Source organism: Sphingobacterium sp. 18053 (assembly GCF_902706145.1).
GTDB lineage: Bacteria > Bacteroidota > Bacteroidia > Sphingobacteriales > Sphingobacteriaceae > Sphingobacterium > Sphingobacterium paramultivorum.
On record NZ_CACSJW010000001.1, the window covers coordinates 326,758 to 342,366 of the forward strand.

The following is a 15,609-nucleotide window of genomic DNA, read 5'->3' on the forward strand; positions in this document are numbered from 1 at the left end:
GTATAATGCTATAAAAAAGCCGCAGTAAGCTTGAAGTTTACTGCGGCTTTTTTTTATAGTCTGCAAATCGGGGTTTATTAAATTTCATCAACGCGAACCCAACCCATCCCTGCGGCTTTCGCACCTTCAACTCCTGGGATCCCGTCTTCGTAGACCAGGCATCTTTCCGGAGCAATATTCAATTGAGCAGCTGCCAAAAGAAAGGGTTGTGGTGAAGGTTTTCCCTCCGCTGTATCTCCAGCACAAACCAGTGTTTCCAAATCATCCCACACACCAATGGTGGTTAAGGTCATGGATAAGGTTGTTCTGGTTCCTCCTGAAACGGCAGCGATATGTTTTTTACCTTTCTGATATTTTAGATGTTCAACAACGTAATCTACAGGCTTAGTCTTGAAGACATATTCGTCTCGAAAAATGGTAGACTTTAGTGTGGAAAATTCTTGATAATCGAAATCTACCCCATAGCGTTTGCTGATTTCCTCTGCAACAGCAACAGTGGGCCATCCGGCAGTTTCATCAATCAAATTGACGTCCAACTCGACCCCATATTGTTGAGCTGCGGCCTTATACGATTGCTTGTGTGCGTCCATATTATCTGCCAGGGTACCATCGACATCAAATAATAGTGCGTCATAGGATTCGGCAAGAAGGTTTAGTAATTCAAATTTTCGTTGTGATTCAGGTGACATATACTTTTAATAGTGAGCGGTAAAAATAAAAAAATATAATTGGACGAGCAAAAAAGAAGCCTTCCCCTTGTTACAAGGAAAGGCTTCTTGCTGTTAGCTCCGTGTGGATTCTTCACAGAGGCAGCGTATAATTAGTGTGAACTTAAATTTTTCGCTTTCTCTTCATCGAAATTAGCTTCTAATTCAGCCAATTTTTTCTTACCGTATGCCATACGTGTAATCACAACGAATAGCACTGGAACGATAAAGATCGCTAGGAGTGTGGCTGCAGTCATACCACCAAATACCGTCCAACCGATTGTTTGGCGAGAAATTGCTCCAGCTCCATGGGATAGCATCAATGGAATAATCCCCAAGATGAAGGCAAAGGACGTCATGATAATTGGGCGTAAACGCAATTTTACAGCATCTAATGTCGCTTCATAAAGGTTCATCCCGATATCAACCCGTTCCTTAGCAAACTCAACGATTAGAATCGCATTCTTAGCAGCAAGTCCAATGATGGTGACCAGACCAATCTGTGCATAGATGTTATTATCCAATGTAGGGATTAATGTTAAGGTTAATATAGCCCCAAATACACCTAGTGGTACAGATAACAAAATGGAGAAAGGTACAGACCAACTTTCGTATAAGGCAGCCAATAGTAAGAACACAAATAGGATACACAAAGCAAAAATTTGAATGGTCTTTGACCCGGATTGCATCTCTTGAAGAGATAGACCGGAGAACTGATAGTCAAAACCTTCTGGCAATGTTTGTGCAGCCACTTCTTGCAAAGCTTTCAATGCATCTCCTGATGAGAAACCGGGAGCCGAACTACCATTGATCTCGATACTTCTAAAGATATTGTAGTGGTTGATGATTGAAGGCATTGTCATTAATTCATACTTGACCAGTGTACCCATCGGTACAGGGTTCCCTGAAACATTGTTGACATACAATTTGTTGATGTCTTCAATATTCATACGGTACGGAATATCAGCTTGTGTCACGACACGGTAGCTACGACCATACTTTGTAAAGTCATTGACATAGCTACTTCCCAAATAGGATGATATTGTCGAATAAATACTTGAGATAGGTACCCCCATACGTTTTGCCTGTTCACGATTGACTTCCAATTTGTAGTTTGGAGAATTGGTATTAAACATCGTGTAGGCCATTCCAATTTCTGGACGTTGGTTGGCAGCCATCAAGAATTTACCTACTGTTGCTTCGAAATCTTTGATATTTACAGTTTGTAAATCCTGTACCTGCATAGAGAAACCACCAGATGTACCTAGACCCGGAATTGCCGGTGGTGTTACCGCCAATACCCTTGCTTTGGTATAACCCATGTATTTACCCATAATCATTCCCGCGATATCGTTTGCAGTACGTGTACGGGTTTCCCAAGGCTTAAGAGAAACGAACACTGTTGCACCATTGGATTTAAACGCGCGGTTTAGGATATTGATACCAGAAATTGCGGTAACATACTTGATTTCAGGAAAAGTCTTGTGTAGATCGGCTTCAATCTCTTTAAGGACTTCATTTGTACGTGCGGAAGAAGAACCTTCCGGTAAAGTAATACCTGCAAAAAATGCACCACCATCTTCCGAAGGAATAAATCCTGTCGGTTTGGTTGTAAACATCCAACCTGTTCCGATAAAAATACACAACAGAATGATCAATACAAGTGGTGCTTTTTTGATCGCTTGTTTTACACCATTGGAGTATCTGATGGTCACCTTTTCAAACCATACATTAAATTTGTAGAAAAATTTATTCAAACCTTTGGCACCTTCATGTACTGCTGTTGGTTTTAATAAAATCGAACATAATGCTGGAGTTAACGAAAGTGCAATAAATGCCGACAACATAACGGACACAGCGATCGTGATGGCAAATTGTTGGTACAATTTACCGACCATTCCAGGGATAAAACCTACTGGAACGAATACGGCAGCCAAAATTAATGCAATTGCAATAACCGGAGCGGTGATATCGCCCATGGCGCGACGTGTCGCTTCTTTAGCATCCAGTTTATAATGGTCGATATAATGCTGGACAGCTTCCACCACAACGATGGCATCATCCACCACAATACCGATGGCCAATACAAAGGCAAGCATGGTCAGGTTGTTGACCGAAAAGCCAAACATCAGGAAGAAGATGAATGTACCGATGATGGATACCGGAATTGCCAATACGGGGATTAATGTTGCCCTCCAGCTTTGAAGGAAGAAAAATACCACTACTGTTACCAGGATCAATGCTTCAACTAGGGTATGGATAACCGAAGAAATTGAGGCATTTACTACCGAAACTGTCTCGTAACTGATTGTATAATCTACGTCAGTTGGAAAAGATTTCTTTAATTTTTCTAAAGCAGCGACGATACCGTCTGCAGACTCTACAGCGTTTCCTCCCGGGGTCTGGTTAATCATCATCGCAGATGAGGTCATACCATTTACCGTAGATGATGTACCATAATTAAATTGACCTAATTCAACACGTGCAACATCCTTTAAAAGTACGATAGATCCATCTTTGTTGGTTTTTACAACGATGTTTTCAAAGTCTTCCGGATTTGAAAGGTCACTATCGGTAATGATTGGATATTCAAATACTGTCGAAGACTCTTGTGGACGTCCACCAACACTACCACCAGGTATACGGGAGTTTTGTTCCGCAATTGCTGTTGATACATCGGCCGGAGTCATGCTTAGATTAGCTAATTTGTTTGCGTCTAGCCATACACGCATTGAAAACGGCTGCCCAAAAGCGGTTACGTCACCGACACCTTTCACACGTAAGAGCGCGTCTTTAACGTATAAGTTGTTGTAATTGGCCAAGAAATTTTCATCTCTCGTTCCTTTTGGTGAAGTTAAGGCAACCAACATCAGGATATCGTTATTGGCTTTACGGGTCGTAATTCCCAGACGTCTCACAGCTTCGGGGAGGGCTGGTTCAGCAATTCCCACGCGGTTTTGTACGTCTAAGGTCGCAATATCGATATCCGTACCTACTTCAAATGTCACCGTAATTGTTGCTTGACCATTTGACGTACTATTGGACGACATATAAATCATGCCAGGTGTACCATTGATCTGACTCTCGATAAGAGTTGTCACGGTTTGTTCAACCGTCTGTGCATCAGCTCCGGTGTAATTGGCCGTAACCGTTACTGTTGGAGGTGCAATAGAAGGATACTGGCTAATTGGCAACGTGGATACTGCAATGATCCCGATAATTGAAATCAATATCGAAATAACGATTGCGGTAACTGGCCTCTTAATAAATACTTCTGAAATCATTCTATATCTTTTAGATTCTCTTTAAAAAATTAATGGTGTTATTTTCCTTGAGGTGCTCCTTTCGCAGCCTGTTGGGCAGCGACAGCAGCATCAACTACTTTAACTCCATTTTGGACATTCATGGTACCGTCGACGATAATCTTTTCACCGTCTTTGACACCTTCTTTAATCACAATTTTATCACCAGCTTTAATACCCAATTTTACTTGACGTATTTCGGCTTTACTGCTATCATTCACAGCATAGAGGTTAAATACCCCGAGCTGTTCAAAGACAGCTTTGTAAGGCACAACAACTTCTTCTGTAGCCGAGGTTGTTGATACATTCATCGTAATATTCATACCAGCCCGCAATTCGTTGGCATTGTTCGGGAAAGTAGCACGCACTTTGATTGTTCCGGTAGCAGGGTCAACTGCGCGGTCAATGGTTGTGATCGTTCCTTTTCCTTCATAAGTACTTCCATTTGGCAATAAAAGAGAAAGGTCCGAAGATGAATGGCTGCTTTGCAATTGGGTAAATTTGGCAATATCCTTTTCATTTACCTGAAACTCAACAGCAATTGGGCTAGTTGAAGACAAGGTATTTAAAAGGGTCGTACCAGGGTTAACCAAGGCTCCCAAACGTACCTGTGATATCCCTACAGTACCACTGAAAGGAGCGCGAATCGTCGAACGTGATAAGTTTGTATTTGCAGTGACCAATGCCGCACGAGCCGACTCTACCTGTGCCTGAGAAGCCGCTACATTTGATACTGCATTGTCAAAAACCTGCTTTGCAATCGCATCTTTATCGGCCAATGTTTGGTAACGTGCTAAATCTCTTTTTTGTCGGTCCAAATCAGTTTGTGCGACCTGTAAGCTTGCTTTAGCTTGTTGGACAGCTGCGTTGTAGCGCGTTCCATCAATTTCATAAAGAGCTTGTCCTGCGGAAACTACTGCACCGTCAGAAACATATATTTTTGTGATATAGCCGCTTACTTCCGCATATAGATCTGCTTCGTTCAACGGTTTGACTGTTGCTGGATAACTGATTGTACCTGTAACAGTCTCATGTGATGCGACACCAAAGCTGACAGGGACAACTTTTTCAGCCTGAGCCTGTGCTGCACCTTGCTTTTTTGCATCTTTATTTCCACAAGAGGTCCATACTAATGCCGTCCCAAGGAAGAAAGCGAATAATAATTGTCTTTTATTCATGATTTGTATTAGTTTCCGTTTATTGATTAATTTGTGTGGATTGCCCCAACTGCTTTCTGAACATCCAATTTACTTGATAATAGCGCGTAAAGAGAGTTCAAATAATTGAGCTGTGTTGTTTTGAGATCAGTCTCTGCTGTCATTAAATCGAGATAAGTTTTGATACCTTCGTCATATTGAAGTTTGATTGTCTCGTATACTTCTTTGGAGAGATCCACATTTTCTTTAGCTGTTTTCCAGTCATTTAAATTCGCATTATAGGTTGCCTTTGCCAACGAATATTCTGTGTTAATGCTGTTTTCTAAATTTTTGATGTCCCAGTCAATTCTTTCTTCCTGCAATCTGGATTTATTGATTTGTTTTTTACGTTTAAATCCGTCGAAAATTGAAAAAGAAACATTTAGGCCAGCTACTGAACCCGGGAAATTGTCGGAATAAAGCTTACTGAATTTATCATTTCTATAGTTGAATGCGTAATTATAAAAAGCACTTACGCTCGGTAAATATGTCCATTTATAATACTGTGTGCTCAACTGTTGAATCTTTTTCGATGTTTCCAATTGTTGGAATTCAATTCGATTAGAGATAGTCATTCCTGCAGTTGTATCAAGTAGAATCTCTGATTCCATACTGCTATTATCAAATGAAAGCGTCAAATTTTTGCTTTTATCCAAAGCTAGCAATTGTTTAAGGTATTCGTATTTATATTTACGAAGCTCAACCGTTCTTTTCTCGTCCGCATTCGAATTTGCCAAAGCAATTTGCGCTCTCTTATAGTCGGTTTTATCAACTAAACCCACATCATATTGTGACTTTGCATCTTTCAATTGTTTTTGGAGGCGAGCGATATTTTCGCGTACAATCTTGATCTGCTCTTCCGAGGTCAGGATGTCATAATAAGCTTTACTTACCTCTACAACAGCTGTTATTTTTTTGTTCTCCGTATTTTGTTTATTACCGAGACGTACGAGCTCAGCGGCTTTTTTCGCTTGCATTAGCTCAGGATTGAGGATCTGTTGGTCTGCTTGAAGCGTTAAGGCACTCGCATTGTTCTGCCCCATTTTGATATTATTTCCGCCAATATTTGCTAATGGAACAATGACATTATAATTATAACTTCCTTTTAGACCCAATTGTGGGTACCAACCTGAAAGGGAGATGTCGATATCTTTTTCACCGATGGCCTCGTCCAATTGTGCTTGTTTTACAGAGATTTGATTACGTAAGGCGTAATCAATCAGCTGCTGAAGTGTTGCATTTGCCGGCAAGTTTTCAGATTGCTGTTGTGCAAATCCTGTATTACTCAAAAGCGACAGGGCCGCCAAGGAATAAACGATTTTATTAAACTTCATATATGTAATTAATTATTTTTTTCTCTATTAATAGCTCCATCCCAAATAATCCCAATTAAATCTTCTACATTCTGTTCAGAGAATTTGAGATCTTTAAATTTGATACTGTGAACAGTCGATAAGGCTACACCAATATAACTGGCCACCAAAAGATGGACGTCTACCTGTTTCAATATTTTTCGATCAATGCCTTCCTGTAAAAAATCAACTACTTTATTTTGTCCACCTACAGGTTCTTGTATCTCAGCTTTGTTTTTCTCGTAATAAGGAGACGAAAAAAACTGTTCAAAAAAACTGAAGATATGCCCATTTTCTAAATAGAACTTGACAAAGTTGCGCCAGATATGAATAAAGGAATCTTTATAATCGAAATCATCTTTTATACCATCAAAAATATAATCATTCAGTAATGTTCTACAATGTTTGAACAGTGCAAAGATTAGGTCATCTTTTGATGGAAAATAATGGTAGATAGTTCCTATTGCTACATCAGAATCTTGTGCGATTTTGCTCATCGGCGTTCCATGGAAGCCGTTTGTTTGTATAAGTTTTAGTGTGCTGGCAAGTACTGCCGCAATTTTTTCATTGGAATTCATCAATCGAACGTTCATTCGGTTGCAAAATTAACGATTAATTTGGATCCAAAATGTCAGAATATTGTTATAAATCAATAAATATAAAACTATTTGAATCAATAATACAATAAGGAAAAAAAGGTGAAATTGTTTTCAACTTTTTATTTTTTTTGATGGATGGAGGGGAGGTACCTTCAAGAAGGTCAAGGTTGTAGCGTGGGTTTCGCTAGCAAATTGGCCTGAAGATCTTTATTAAAGGAGGTGGAGCGGTTGCATAGAAAAAGCGTTGGTTTTATAAAACCAACGCTTTTTCTATTTACAGTTTTTTAAATTTTTCTCCACTTCTTCCAGAGGATATAGATTCTTCCCTTTATTGATCTTGGTATTGATATATGTTAATACATAAGCGATATCAATTGCGGAAAGATTTGAAGCGGGCATGGTATTATTAAACTTTTTGCCTGCTACTTCAAGTTCTCCTGAAGTCCCGTTCTTGATAATGCAAGCAAGATCTTGACGATGGGTTTGCAGAAAGGTGGTATCGGTTAGGGGAGGATAGAGATTCCCCAATCCTTCACCTTTCTCTCCGTGGCAATTTTGGCAATGTGTCCGGTATACCTTTTGACCATTAACAGCATATTGTGCCGTTTTGATATCGACTTCATGCTGACAGCCTATCAAGATGGATAGAATAACCCCGATCGTTATACCTGTTGTTAAGAGAATGCGCATGTTATTTTTTAGCCCCACTCAAGAGTAAAGGTAAATCGTTCATCAATTTTTTTACTTGCTCATCGTTTGTGCCGTCGTAGGCACCCCGAATTCTTTTATCCTTGTCTATTAAGACAAGGTACCCTTGATGATCGTAACCTCCAGGTGCATTTTTATCTTCAGCGGTATAAACCAGGTATTGATTGGCTAGACCATATATTTCTGCTTTAGTCCCCGAAACAAATTGCCAGTGATTATTGGTTACGCCCAATTTATTGGCATAATCTTTCAGTACGTAGGGTTGATCGTATTTAAAGTCTATACTATGGGACAGGAAACGAACTTCTTCATTATCCTTATATTGCTGGTATATCTTTAATAGGTTGCGATTCATCGTCGGACAGATACTTGGACAATGGGTAAAGAAGAAGTTGGCGATATATACTTTACCCTCAAAATCTTTGTCTGAAATCATTGTACTATCCTGATTGAGCAGTTTAAAAGGCGGAATAGTATGATAGACTGTATCTACGATTTGTTTTCCATCAACTGTTTTTTCTACAGCTTCTCTTTCGCCATAGATGGGTAAGCTTGTCTGGCTATTGTTTTTACAGGAAAATAAACCGAGTAAAAGGCCAGTTGCGCAGTAAAATTTAGTTATGGATCTCATGTGTTTAATAGTTTTGTTTGTTAAGCTTGATCCCATCTTTTTGATTAACAATTTAATGTTACTTGCAAAATTGGAGGGCTTAGTTATTTGAATTTTTAGATTTAAAAATTCTTTAATTTGTCTTGGCTTTCTTTAGAAACACTATCAAATATCTTTTTCATATCACTTACTTTTTGAAGCTCTGTTTCAAAATATTTAACATCTGTTGAATCGGGGTTATATCCTTTCATCCAGTCCATCATATGGTCTGTAGCGCTTTCTAAATTAGCTTTCAATGTACCTAGCTCTTTTCTTGTTAAATTGGTATCTAAATCAGCCTTAGCTATTTTTAGGTTTTTTAAATTTGCCAAAATGGAATCTATCTTAACAGCATCGCGGTCGAAATGAGCGATTTGAGGCATGATTTCATCATGTATCTTAATTGTTGAATCTTGCAAGGCTTTTACACCTGTTGCACCATTTCCCTGAGTTCCACATGCTGCTATTGCCAAGGATGCGATAGCTACAAACGCGATTTTATTCATGTTTCTTATTTTTTGGTAATTGGACAAATATATTAATTTCTTATGGCTCAATATTTCGATTTCTGGAAGGGAATGTAAAATTCAAGTCACGAATATACGTTTCACAGCGCACCGTGGCACAGAGGTCGCCAGACTTATCTTTAATTTCCAAGGTAAAATCCTTTACTACTTTGCCTTTTGTTCGAATAATATGGGCACATTCTTCAAGGATTTCCTCGGAGAGTTGCACAGAATATTCCACGCTGGTTTTGCCAGGTTTCTTAAAAATGATCTGTGATGATTTTAACCAGGCCACCGTTTTCTTAAATCCAATCTTTTGAAGATACTGATCAATGAGGATAGGGAAGATAGGATCTGCTGCAGAAAAGATCGTTCCTCCAAATAATGTTTTGTTGGTATTGATATTGAATGGTGTCTTATAAATTTTTACTTTGGCGCCTTGGAAGCCCGGGCTAATTTTTTTAACCCAGATTCCCTGAAATAGAAATGGTGGGTAAATACGTAATAGCCATGTTAAGGCAAGTGGACTATATCTCATGATACAAAAATAAAACAATGTGTCGGATTATTTTTCGAAATCTTGGTTTTATAGCTTCACTATGGTATTTTTACAGATCAAAAAACCTAAAATGTCAACAATAAAAGAAAAACAATCCAGTAGAAAAGTATGGTTACTGGTTATGATTGCGTCATTGGGCTATTTCGTCGATATCTACGATTTGATTATTTTCTCCATAGTCCGTATTCAGTCCTTCACTGATATTGGCGTCCCTGCGGAAGAAATGCGGATAAAAGGTGAATTTGTGCTCAATATGCAAATGGGCGGTTTGCTGTTGGGTGGAATTCTCTGGGGGATTATAGGGGATAAATTTGGACGTTTAAAAGTGCTTTTTGGATCGATTCTTTTATACTCTGTAGCGAATATTGCAAATGGTTTTGTTCATGATGTGCTTATGTATGGTATTATTCGTTTTATAGCGGGAGTTGGTTTGGCCGGAGAACTGGGGGCGGGAATTACCTTGGTTTCTGAAAGCATGCATAAATCAAAACGTGGTTATGGGACCATGTTGGTTGCCGGTGTCGGTGTTTTAGGCGCTATATTGGCCTATTTTGTCTCGGAAGAATTTGACTGGCGGACGGCCTACTTTGTCGGTGGTGGAATGGGCTTGCTGTTGCTACTGTTGCGCATTGGCTCTTTTGAATCAGGACTCTTTAAGGATCAAGATAAATCGGATATTGTGAAAGGGGATATCCGTATGCTTTTTACAAATAAAAGCCGGTTAAAACGGTATGTCAACTGTCTATGCATTGGTCTTCCAATCTGGTTTGTTGTTGGTGTTTTGGTTACACAGGCTCCGGAAATAGGCAAGGCCTTGGGGGCTACAGGTACACTGAGTGCTGGTCAAGGGGTGATGTTTACCTATATCGGTATTTCTATCGGGGATGTATTGGCGGGGATATTTGCGCAGGTTTTAAAATCCCGCAAAAAAGTTGTGTTTATATGTCAATTAATTATCATTGGAAGTTCACTATGGTATTTATTGAGTGATGGTATTACAGCGACAAAGTTTTTAAGTCTTGCCTTTATAATGGGCTTAGGAGTGGGGTATTGGGCAACTTTTGTAACTATTTCTGCCGAGCAATTTGGTACAAATCTCAGAGCAACTGTTGCAACGACGGCTCCCAACTTCGTGCGCGGTGCGCTTATTCCGTCAACGATGCTATATGGACTTCTAGTAAATGCATTTGGAATCGTGCCAGCGGCAATTACAATGGTTTTAGTTCTTTCAGGTATAGCAATTTATTCGTTGACCCAGTTAGAAGAAAGCTTTGATAAAGATTTAGATTACCTGGAGGAGTAGTCAATAAATGGCTATTTTTTTCGACCCGGACATTTTTTACAGCGTTTGCCTTCTTTATATTTTTTGCAACACTTTTTAAAGCAGGCACAGGAAAAGTCAGAAAAAGGGTTCATAGCCGTATTTCGAAACTGAAACAACCCGGCTTTGTTTTCTGACTCATCTAGCTCCAACACAGATTCAATAACTTCGTTCATGAAGCAAAGTTACAATTTGTTTAAAACAATTCTAAATAATAGAGTTGTTTTTACATTTTTTTGATAAGATTTTCAATTACTTTAGGGAAGTACTGATGTTCGAGTTGCTGCCCTTTAAATTTAATAATGTCTAAAGTATCATTGGGATCGACTTTGAATCGTGCTTGGTATATAATTTCCCCCTCGTCGAAATGCTCATTTGCGAAGTGGATCGTTATCCCGTGTTCTTCTTCCTTATTGGCCAAAACGGCCTTGTGTACATGGTCACCATACATCCCTTTGCCACCATATTTTGGTAGGAGAGCAGGGTGTATATTTATAATCTGATTCGGAAAAGCTTTCAGAAGGTTATTGGGAACAAGCCAAAGAAAACCCGCCAAAACAATCAGATCAATATTTAAGTTTTTAAGAATATTGACAACGTTGTCTGTTTTATAAAATTCGTCGCGATCAAATATATGTGCAGGTATTTCAAAATTGTCGGCTCGCTGAATAACGTAAGCATCAGGGTTATTGGATAAAATCAAGGCAACCTCAGCTTCATCTGAATACTTGAAATGTTCCATTATTTTTTGAGCATTGGACCCTGAACCTGAAGCAAAAATAGCAATTCGTTTTTTCACGATTAATAAGTATTAATAGATTTGATCGATTTAAAAATTAGCCCAAACTTACGGATTTTTTGTAAAAAAACTAAAATAATAGTTGACTGAAGCGCATTTTTAAGTATTATTGATTAAAATTAATTGAATAGTCACTGTTGGTTTAAATTTCTTTAACATGAGGTTCCTTTATTCCCTATTTTTTGTAAGTGTATTTTTTTTATTTCAACCTGTCTTTGCACAGGCACCCAAAACACTTCCATCGTTTACTTTTGAGGAGGTCTATCAGGCTAACAAGTTTAATTCGGACAAGCTTCCAAAATCGGGATATATTGTGTTGGATTTTTACGACCCGGGTTGTGGCCATTGCCAGAAAATGGGGGCTGGTATCGCACAGCACTTGTCCAAATTCAAGAATGTATCCTTCTATTTTATCTCCATGAATGACAAGCCTTATGTCGATGGATTTATTAATATGCATGCGAAGGCATTGAAAAGTGCCCCAAATGTGAAATTCTTGTTTGATGCTGGAACTCAATTTATTGAGAAATTTAAGCCAAGCAATTATCCTTCGCTCTATATCTATGATGCAAAAACTAAAGTATTGGTACAGCATCTGGACGGGGAAGACGATGTAAACAAGTTGTTAAAAGCTTTAGGTATTACAGGTTAAATGTCTAAAATTAATGATAAAAAGAGAACGTCCGATAGTCATATCGGACGTTCAGCTTTTTTATTGTTCTTGTTTATTGATGAACACAAATTTACCGTCGAATACATCTAGACGAATAATCGAATCGCGATTTACTTTTCCGGATAAAATTTCCTTTGATAGTTCATTTAAAATTCGTTTTTGAATAACACGTTTTAATGGCCTAGCCCCATAAATAGGATCGTAACCAAGTTGTGCCAGCCAATCCATTGCTTCATCAGAAGCTGTAATAAATATATTTTGTTCGGCCAGCTGTTTCTGAACATGTGCAAATTGTAAACGAACAATATCTCCAATTTCGTCTCGACTTAATGGCGTAAACATAATCACTTCATCGATACGGTTCAAAAACTCGGGACGAATCGACTGTTTTAAAAGATCGAAGACCTCATTGCGTGTTTTGGCGATAATTTCATCCCTATTATCATCGGTCAGATGACTGAAATTCTCCTGTATAATGGTCGACCCCGTATTGGAGGTCATAATGATAATGGTGTTTTTGAAGTTTACCGTACGACCTTTGTTGTCTGTAAGATGGCCATCATCCAATACCTGCAATAGGATATTGAATACATCGGGATGAGCTTTTTCAATTTCATCTAACAAAACAACAGAATAGGGTCTTCTACGGACTGCTTCAGTCAATTGTCCGCCTTCATCATAGCCGACATATCCCGGAGGCGCCCCGATTAAACGAGACACTGCGTGTCGTTCTTGATATTCCGACATATCAATACGAACCATGGATTGTTCGTCGTCAAATAAGAACTCGGCAAGTGCTTTTGCAAGTTCGGTTTTTCCGACTCCGGTAGTCCCCAAAAATATGAACGATCCTATTGGCCTTTTCGCATCATTTAATCCAGCGCGTGATCGACGAATGGCATCAGAAATAGCTTCTATTGCTTCATCCTGACCGGCGACACGTTTATGAAGCTCTTCCTCAAGATTCAATAATTTTTCGCGTTCTGATTGAATCATTTTGCTCACAGGTATTCCCGTCCATTTTGCAACAACATCGGCAATGTCTTCCGAAGTAACTTCTTCTTTGAGCATACGCTTGCCCTCTTGTTTTTCAGCGAGTTCAGCCTTTAGTTTGTCAACTTTTTCTTGCGCTTCTTTAATCCGTCCATAACGAAGCTCTGCTACCTTTCCATAGTCTCCGGAACGTTCAGCCTGCTCCGCTTCGAGTTTGTAGTTTTCAATATTCTCAATCTCTTGATTAACATTGTCAACAAGACTCTTTTCTTCTTGCCAGGATGCTCTCAACGTATCTCTTTCTGCCGATAGATTGGCGATACTTTCCGAAAGTTCTGCGACTTTTTTGTCGTCATTTTCACGTTTCAAAGCTTCACGCTCGATCTCCAATTGCATGATACGACGTTCAAGCTCATCGACAGCTTCCGGTACAGAGTCCATTTCAAGGCGTAATTTGGATGCTGCCTCATCAATTAAATCAATCGCTTTATCTGGTAGAAAACGATCGGAAATATAGCGCTGTGATAATTCCACGGCGGCAATGATAGACTCATCCAGAATGCGTACCTTATGGTGTGTTTCGTAGCGTTCTTTTAGGCCACGGAGAATAGAAATAGCATCTTGTGTGTCGGGTTCTTCAACCATGACTTTCTGGAACCTGCGTTCCAATGCTTTATCTTTCTCAAAATATTTTTGATATTCGTTTAAGGTTGTCGCTCCAATTGCACGGAGCTCACCTCTAGCTAAAGCCGGTTTGAGGATATTAGCCGCATCCATGGCACCTTCACCACCTCCAGCACCCACCAGTGTATGGATTTCGTCGATAAAGAGTATAATGTCTCCATTGGAATCGGTAACTTCTTTTACAACCGCTTTTAAACGTTCTTCAAATTCCCCTTTATATTTGGCGCCGGCAACCAAAGCGCCCATATCTAAGGAAAATACAATCTTAGATTTTAAGTTTTCAGGTGCGTCGCCTTTTATAATTCGGTAAGCAATACCTTCCGCAATAGCCGTTTTACCAACCCCAGGTTCACCGACGAGTATGGGGTTGTTTTTGGTACGACGGGAGAGTATCTGCATCACACGTCGAATTTCCTCATCACGGCCGATAACAGGATCCAATTTGCCGGATTCGGCATATTCATTTAAATTTCGAGCATATTTCCCCAAAGCGTTGTAGGTGGCTTCAGCATTTTGATCTGTTACCCGACTGTTTCCGCGCAATTCTTTTATGGCGGTCTTTAAGTCTTTTTCTGTAACGCCCTGTGACTTAAGTAATGTTGAGGTCTTATCAGAAGTTGCCAGGATACCCAATAGTAAATGCTCTACCGAGACAAATTCATCATTGAATTCTTTGAGATAGCCCTGTGCTTTCTGAAGTGCATTGTTGGCATCACTACTTAAATAAATATTGCTGCCACTAACCTTCGGAAAACCTTCAATTTGTTTGTCAAGTTCAGTACCGAGATAGCTGAGGTTGACATTTAACTTTTTTAATAAGTGGCTGACAACATTTTCATCCACTGTAAGTAAAGCTTTTAAAATATGCGCTGTCTCAATGGCCTGTTGTTGATGGCCTGCCGCAATTTCGGAAGCTTTTTGTATAGCCTCTTGGGCTTTAATTGTATAGTTGTTAAAATTCATTTTTATTGTCTTATTTAAAGTTTCGTTGATACATATTGGTTATAACAATTGAAGTGCCATTCAGGTTTTAGGCCATACTTCGGAAAAAATGGCAATATTTTTTATTGAATCATGACAAATTTTCAGTTATTAAAAATAATGCGCTTGATTTTTAAATAATTGGCTTAGCAGGGTAGAAAATTCTTGAAATCGACTTGCATTTTTGGTTTAAGCTTTCGATATTTGCAGCATCTTAAAACGGTCAGACGTTGTAAGATTGAAAAGAAGTAACGCCTCTTTAGCTCAGCTGGTAGAGCAACTGACTTGTAATCAGTAGGTCATTGGTTCGATTCCGATAAGAGGCTCTTTTAAGCAACATGCATTAAACTTCTTTAAAAAGCCTCTTTAGCTCAGCTGGTAGAGCAACTGACTTGTAATCAGTAGGTCATTGGTTCGATTCCGATAAGAGGCTCTTTGAGCGACACTCATTAAAATTCATTTGAAAGCCTCTTTAGCTCAGCTGGTAGAGCAACTGACTTGTAATCAGTAGGTCATTGGTTCGATTCCGATAAGAGGCTCATAAAAAAGATCCCCAAGATTTCTTGGGGATCTTTTTTGT

At 39.1% G+C, this 15,609-nt stretch carries 13 protein-coding genes and 3 tRNA genes; 5 read left to right on the plus strand and 11 right to left on the minus strand.

What is annotated here, in order from left to right; translation table 11 throughout:
- Positions 1 to 77: 77 nt before the first annotated feature.
- The 9 genes from GVK91_RS01485 to GVK91_RS01525 form a co-directional block, all read right to left on the minus strand.
- Complete coding sequence (locus tag GVK91_RS01485) at positions 78 to 689, minus strand: HAD family phosphatase (protein ID WP_153844589.1); 612 nt, start codon at positions 687 to 689, stop codon at positions 78 to 80.
- 131 nt (positions 690 to 820) lie between these two features.
- Positions 821 to 3,991 carry an efflux RND transporter permease subunit gene (locus GVK91_RS01490; protein ID WP_153844588.1) on the minus strand — a complete coding sequence of 1,057 codons (3,171 nt, stop codon included), beginning with the start codon at positions 3,989 to 3,991 and terminating at the stop codon, positions 821 to 823.
- Positions 3,992 to 4,029: 38 nt separating this feature from the next.
- The gene (locus GVK91_RS01495; protein ID WP_075992753.1) at positions 4,030 to 5,187 is read right to left on the minus strand and encodes an efflux RND transporter periplasmic adaptor subunit; all 1,158 of its coding nucleotides are present in this window, start codon (positions 5,185 to 5,187) and stop codon (positions 4,030 to 4,032) included.
- 26 nt (positions 5,188 to 5,213) lie between these two features.
- Positions 5,214 to 6,539, minus strand: coding sequence for a TolC family protein (locus GVK91_RS01500; RefSeq protein WP_153844587.1), 1,326 nt, complete (start codon positions 6,537 to 6,539; stop codon positions 5,214 to 5,216).
- Between the two features lie 8 nt (positions 6,540 to 6,547).
- Entirely contained in the window at positions 6,548 to 7,135 is a 588-nt protein-coding gene (locus GVK91_RS01505; RefSeq protein WP_158638758.1) for a TetR/AcrR family transcriptional regulator, read from the minus strand.
- A gap of 291 nt (positions 7,136 to 7,426) precedes the next feature.
- A complete protein-coding gene (locus GVK91_RS01510; protein WP_153844586.1) occupies positions 7,427 to 7,846 on the minus strand; it encodes a cytochrome c in 420 nt (139 codons plus the stop codon).
- Between the two features lies 1 nt (position 7,847).
- A complete protein-coding gene (locus tag GVK91_RS01515; RefSeq protein ID WP_120334303.1) occupies positions 7,848 to 8,495 on the minus strand; it encodes an SCO family protein in 648 nt (215 codons plus the stop codon).
- 101 nt (positions 8,496 to 8,596) lie between these two features.
- Complete coding sequence (locus tag GVK91_RS01520; protein WP_153844585.1) at positions 8,597 to 9,019, minus strand: transposase; 423 nt, start codon at positions 9,017 to 9,019, stop codon at positions 8,597 to 8,599.
- Between the two features lie 40 nt (positions 9,020 to 9,059).
- Positions 9,060 to 9,557 (minus strand): DUF4442 domain-containing protein, encoded by a 498-nt coding sequence (locus GVK91_RS01525; protein ID WP_153844584.1) that lies wholly within the window; start codon positions 9,555 to 9,557, stop codon positions 9,060 to 9,062.
- Between the two features lie 91 nt (positions 9,558 to 9,648).
- Between GVK91_RS01525 and GVK91_RS01530 the strand changes: the two genes are divergently transcribed.
- Positions 9,649 to 10,881, plus strand: a complete 1,233-nt coding sequence (locus GVK91_RS01530; RefSeq protein WP_153844583.1) for an MFS transporter — start codon at positions 9,649 to 9,651, stop codon at positions 10,879 to 10,881.
- A gap of 244 nt (positions 10,882 to 11,125) precedes the next feature.
- On the opposite strand, the gene purN is transcribed toward GVK91_RS01530, so the two are convergent.
- The gene (purN, locus tag GVK91_RS01535) at positions 11,126 to 11,698 is read right to left on the minus strand and encodes a phosphoribosylglycinamide formyltransferase (protein ID WP_159726569.1); all 573 of its coding nucleotides are present in this window, start codon (positions 11,696 to 11,698) and stop codon (positions 11,126 to 11,128) included.
- Positions 11,699 to 11,855: 157 nt separating this feature from the next.
- On the opposite strand from purN, the gene GVK91_RS01540 reads away from it, so the two are divergent.
- Complete coding sequence (locus GVK91_RS01540; protein WP_153844581.1) at positions 11,856 to 12,350, plus strand: thioredoxin family protein; 495 nt, start codon at positions 11,856 to 11,858, stop codon at positions 12,348 to 12,350.
- 60 nt (positions 12,351 to 12,410) lie between these two features.
- Here the strand turns inward: GVK91_RS01540 and clpB are convergent, their stop codons facing one another.
- A complete protein-coding gene (gene clpB / locus GVK91_RS01545) occupies positions 12,411 to 15,011 on the minus strand; it encodes an ATP-dependent chaperone ClpB (RefSeq protein ID WP_159726571.1) in 2,601 nt (866 codons plus the stop codon).
- A gap of 271 nt (positions 15,012 to 15,282) precedes the next feature.
- Between clpB and GVK91_RS01550 the strand changes: the two genes are divergently transcribed.
- The 3 genes from GVK91_RS01550 to GVK91_RS01560 all read left to right on the plus strand — a co-directional run bounded on the left by GVK91_RS01550 (position 15,283) and on the right by GVK91_RS01560 (position 15,568).
- Positions 15,283 to 15,355, plus strand: a tRNA-Thr gene (locus GVK91_RS01550).
- Positions 15,356 to 15,389: 34 nt separating this feature from the next.
- Positions 15,390 to 15,462, plus strand: a tRNA-Thr gene (locus GVK91_RS01555).
- A gap of 33 nt (positions 15,463 to 15,495) precedes the next feature.
- A tRNA-Thr gene (locus GVK91_RS01560) sits at positions 15,496 to 15,568 on the plus strand.
- The last annotated feature ends 41 nt before the right edge of the window (positions 15,569 to 15,609 follow it).

Excerpts from the sequence above, each read along its gene's own strand:
- GVK91_RS01485 (WP_153844589.1), bottom strand. The coding sequence starts at position 689 with ATGTCACCTGAATCACAACGAAAATTTGAATTACTAAACCTTCTTGCC.
- GVK91_RS01490 (WP_153844588.1), bottom strand. The coding sequence starts at position 3,991 with ATGATTTCAGAAGTATTTATTAAGAGGCCAGTTACCGCAATCGTTATT.
- GVK91_RS01495 (WP_075992753.1), bottom strand. The coding sequence starts at position 5,187 with ATGAATAAAAGACAATTATTATTCGCTTTCTTCCTTGGGACGGCATTA.
- GVK91_RS01500 (WP_153844587.1), bottom strand. The coding sequence starts at position 6,539 with ATGAAGTTTAATAAAATCGTTTATTCCTTGGCGGCCCTGTCGCTTTTG.
- GVK91_RS01505 (WP_158638758.1), bottom strand. The coding sequence starts at position 7,135 with ATGAATTCCAATGAAAAAATTGCGGCAGTACTTGCCAGCACACTAAAA.
- GVK91_RS01510 (WP_153844586.1), bottom strand. The coding sequence starts at position 7,846 with ATGCGCATTCTCTTAACAACAGGTATAACGATCGGGGTTATTCTATCC.
- GVK91_RS01515 (WP_120334303.1), bottom strand. The coding sequence starts at position 8,495 with ATGAGATCCATAACTAAATTTTACTGCGCAACTGGCCTTTTACTCGGT.
- GVK91_RS01520 (WP_153844585.1), bottom strand. The coding sequence starts at position 9,019 with ATGAATAAAATCGCGTTTGTAGCTATCGCATCCTTGGCAATAGCAGCA.
- GVK91_RS01525 (WP_153844584.1), bottom strand. The coding sequence starts at position 9,557 with ATGAGATATAGTCCACTTGCCTTAACATGGCTATTACGTATTTACCCA.
- GVK91_RS01530 (WP_153844583.1), top strand. The coding sequence starts at position 9,649 with ATGTCAACAATAAAAGAAAAACAATCCAGTAGAAAAGTATGGTTACTG.
- GVK91_RS01540 (WP_153844581.1), top strand. The coding sequence starts at position 11,856 with ATGAGGTTCCTTTATTCCCTATTTTTTGTAAGTGTATTTTTTTTATTT.
- clpB (WP_159726571.1), bottom strand. The coding sequence starts at position 15,011 with ATGAATTTTAACAACTATACAATTAAAGCCCAAGAGGCTATACAAAAA.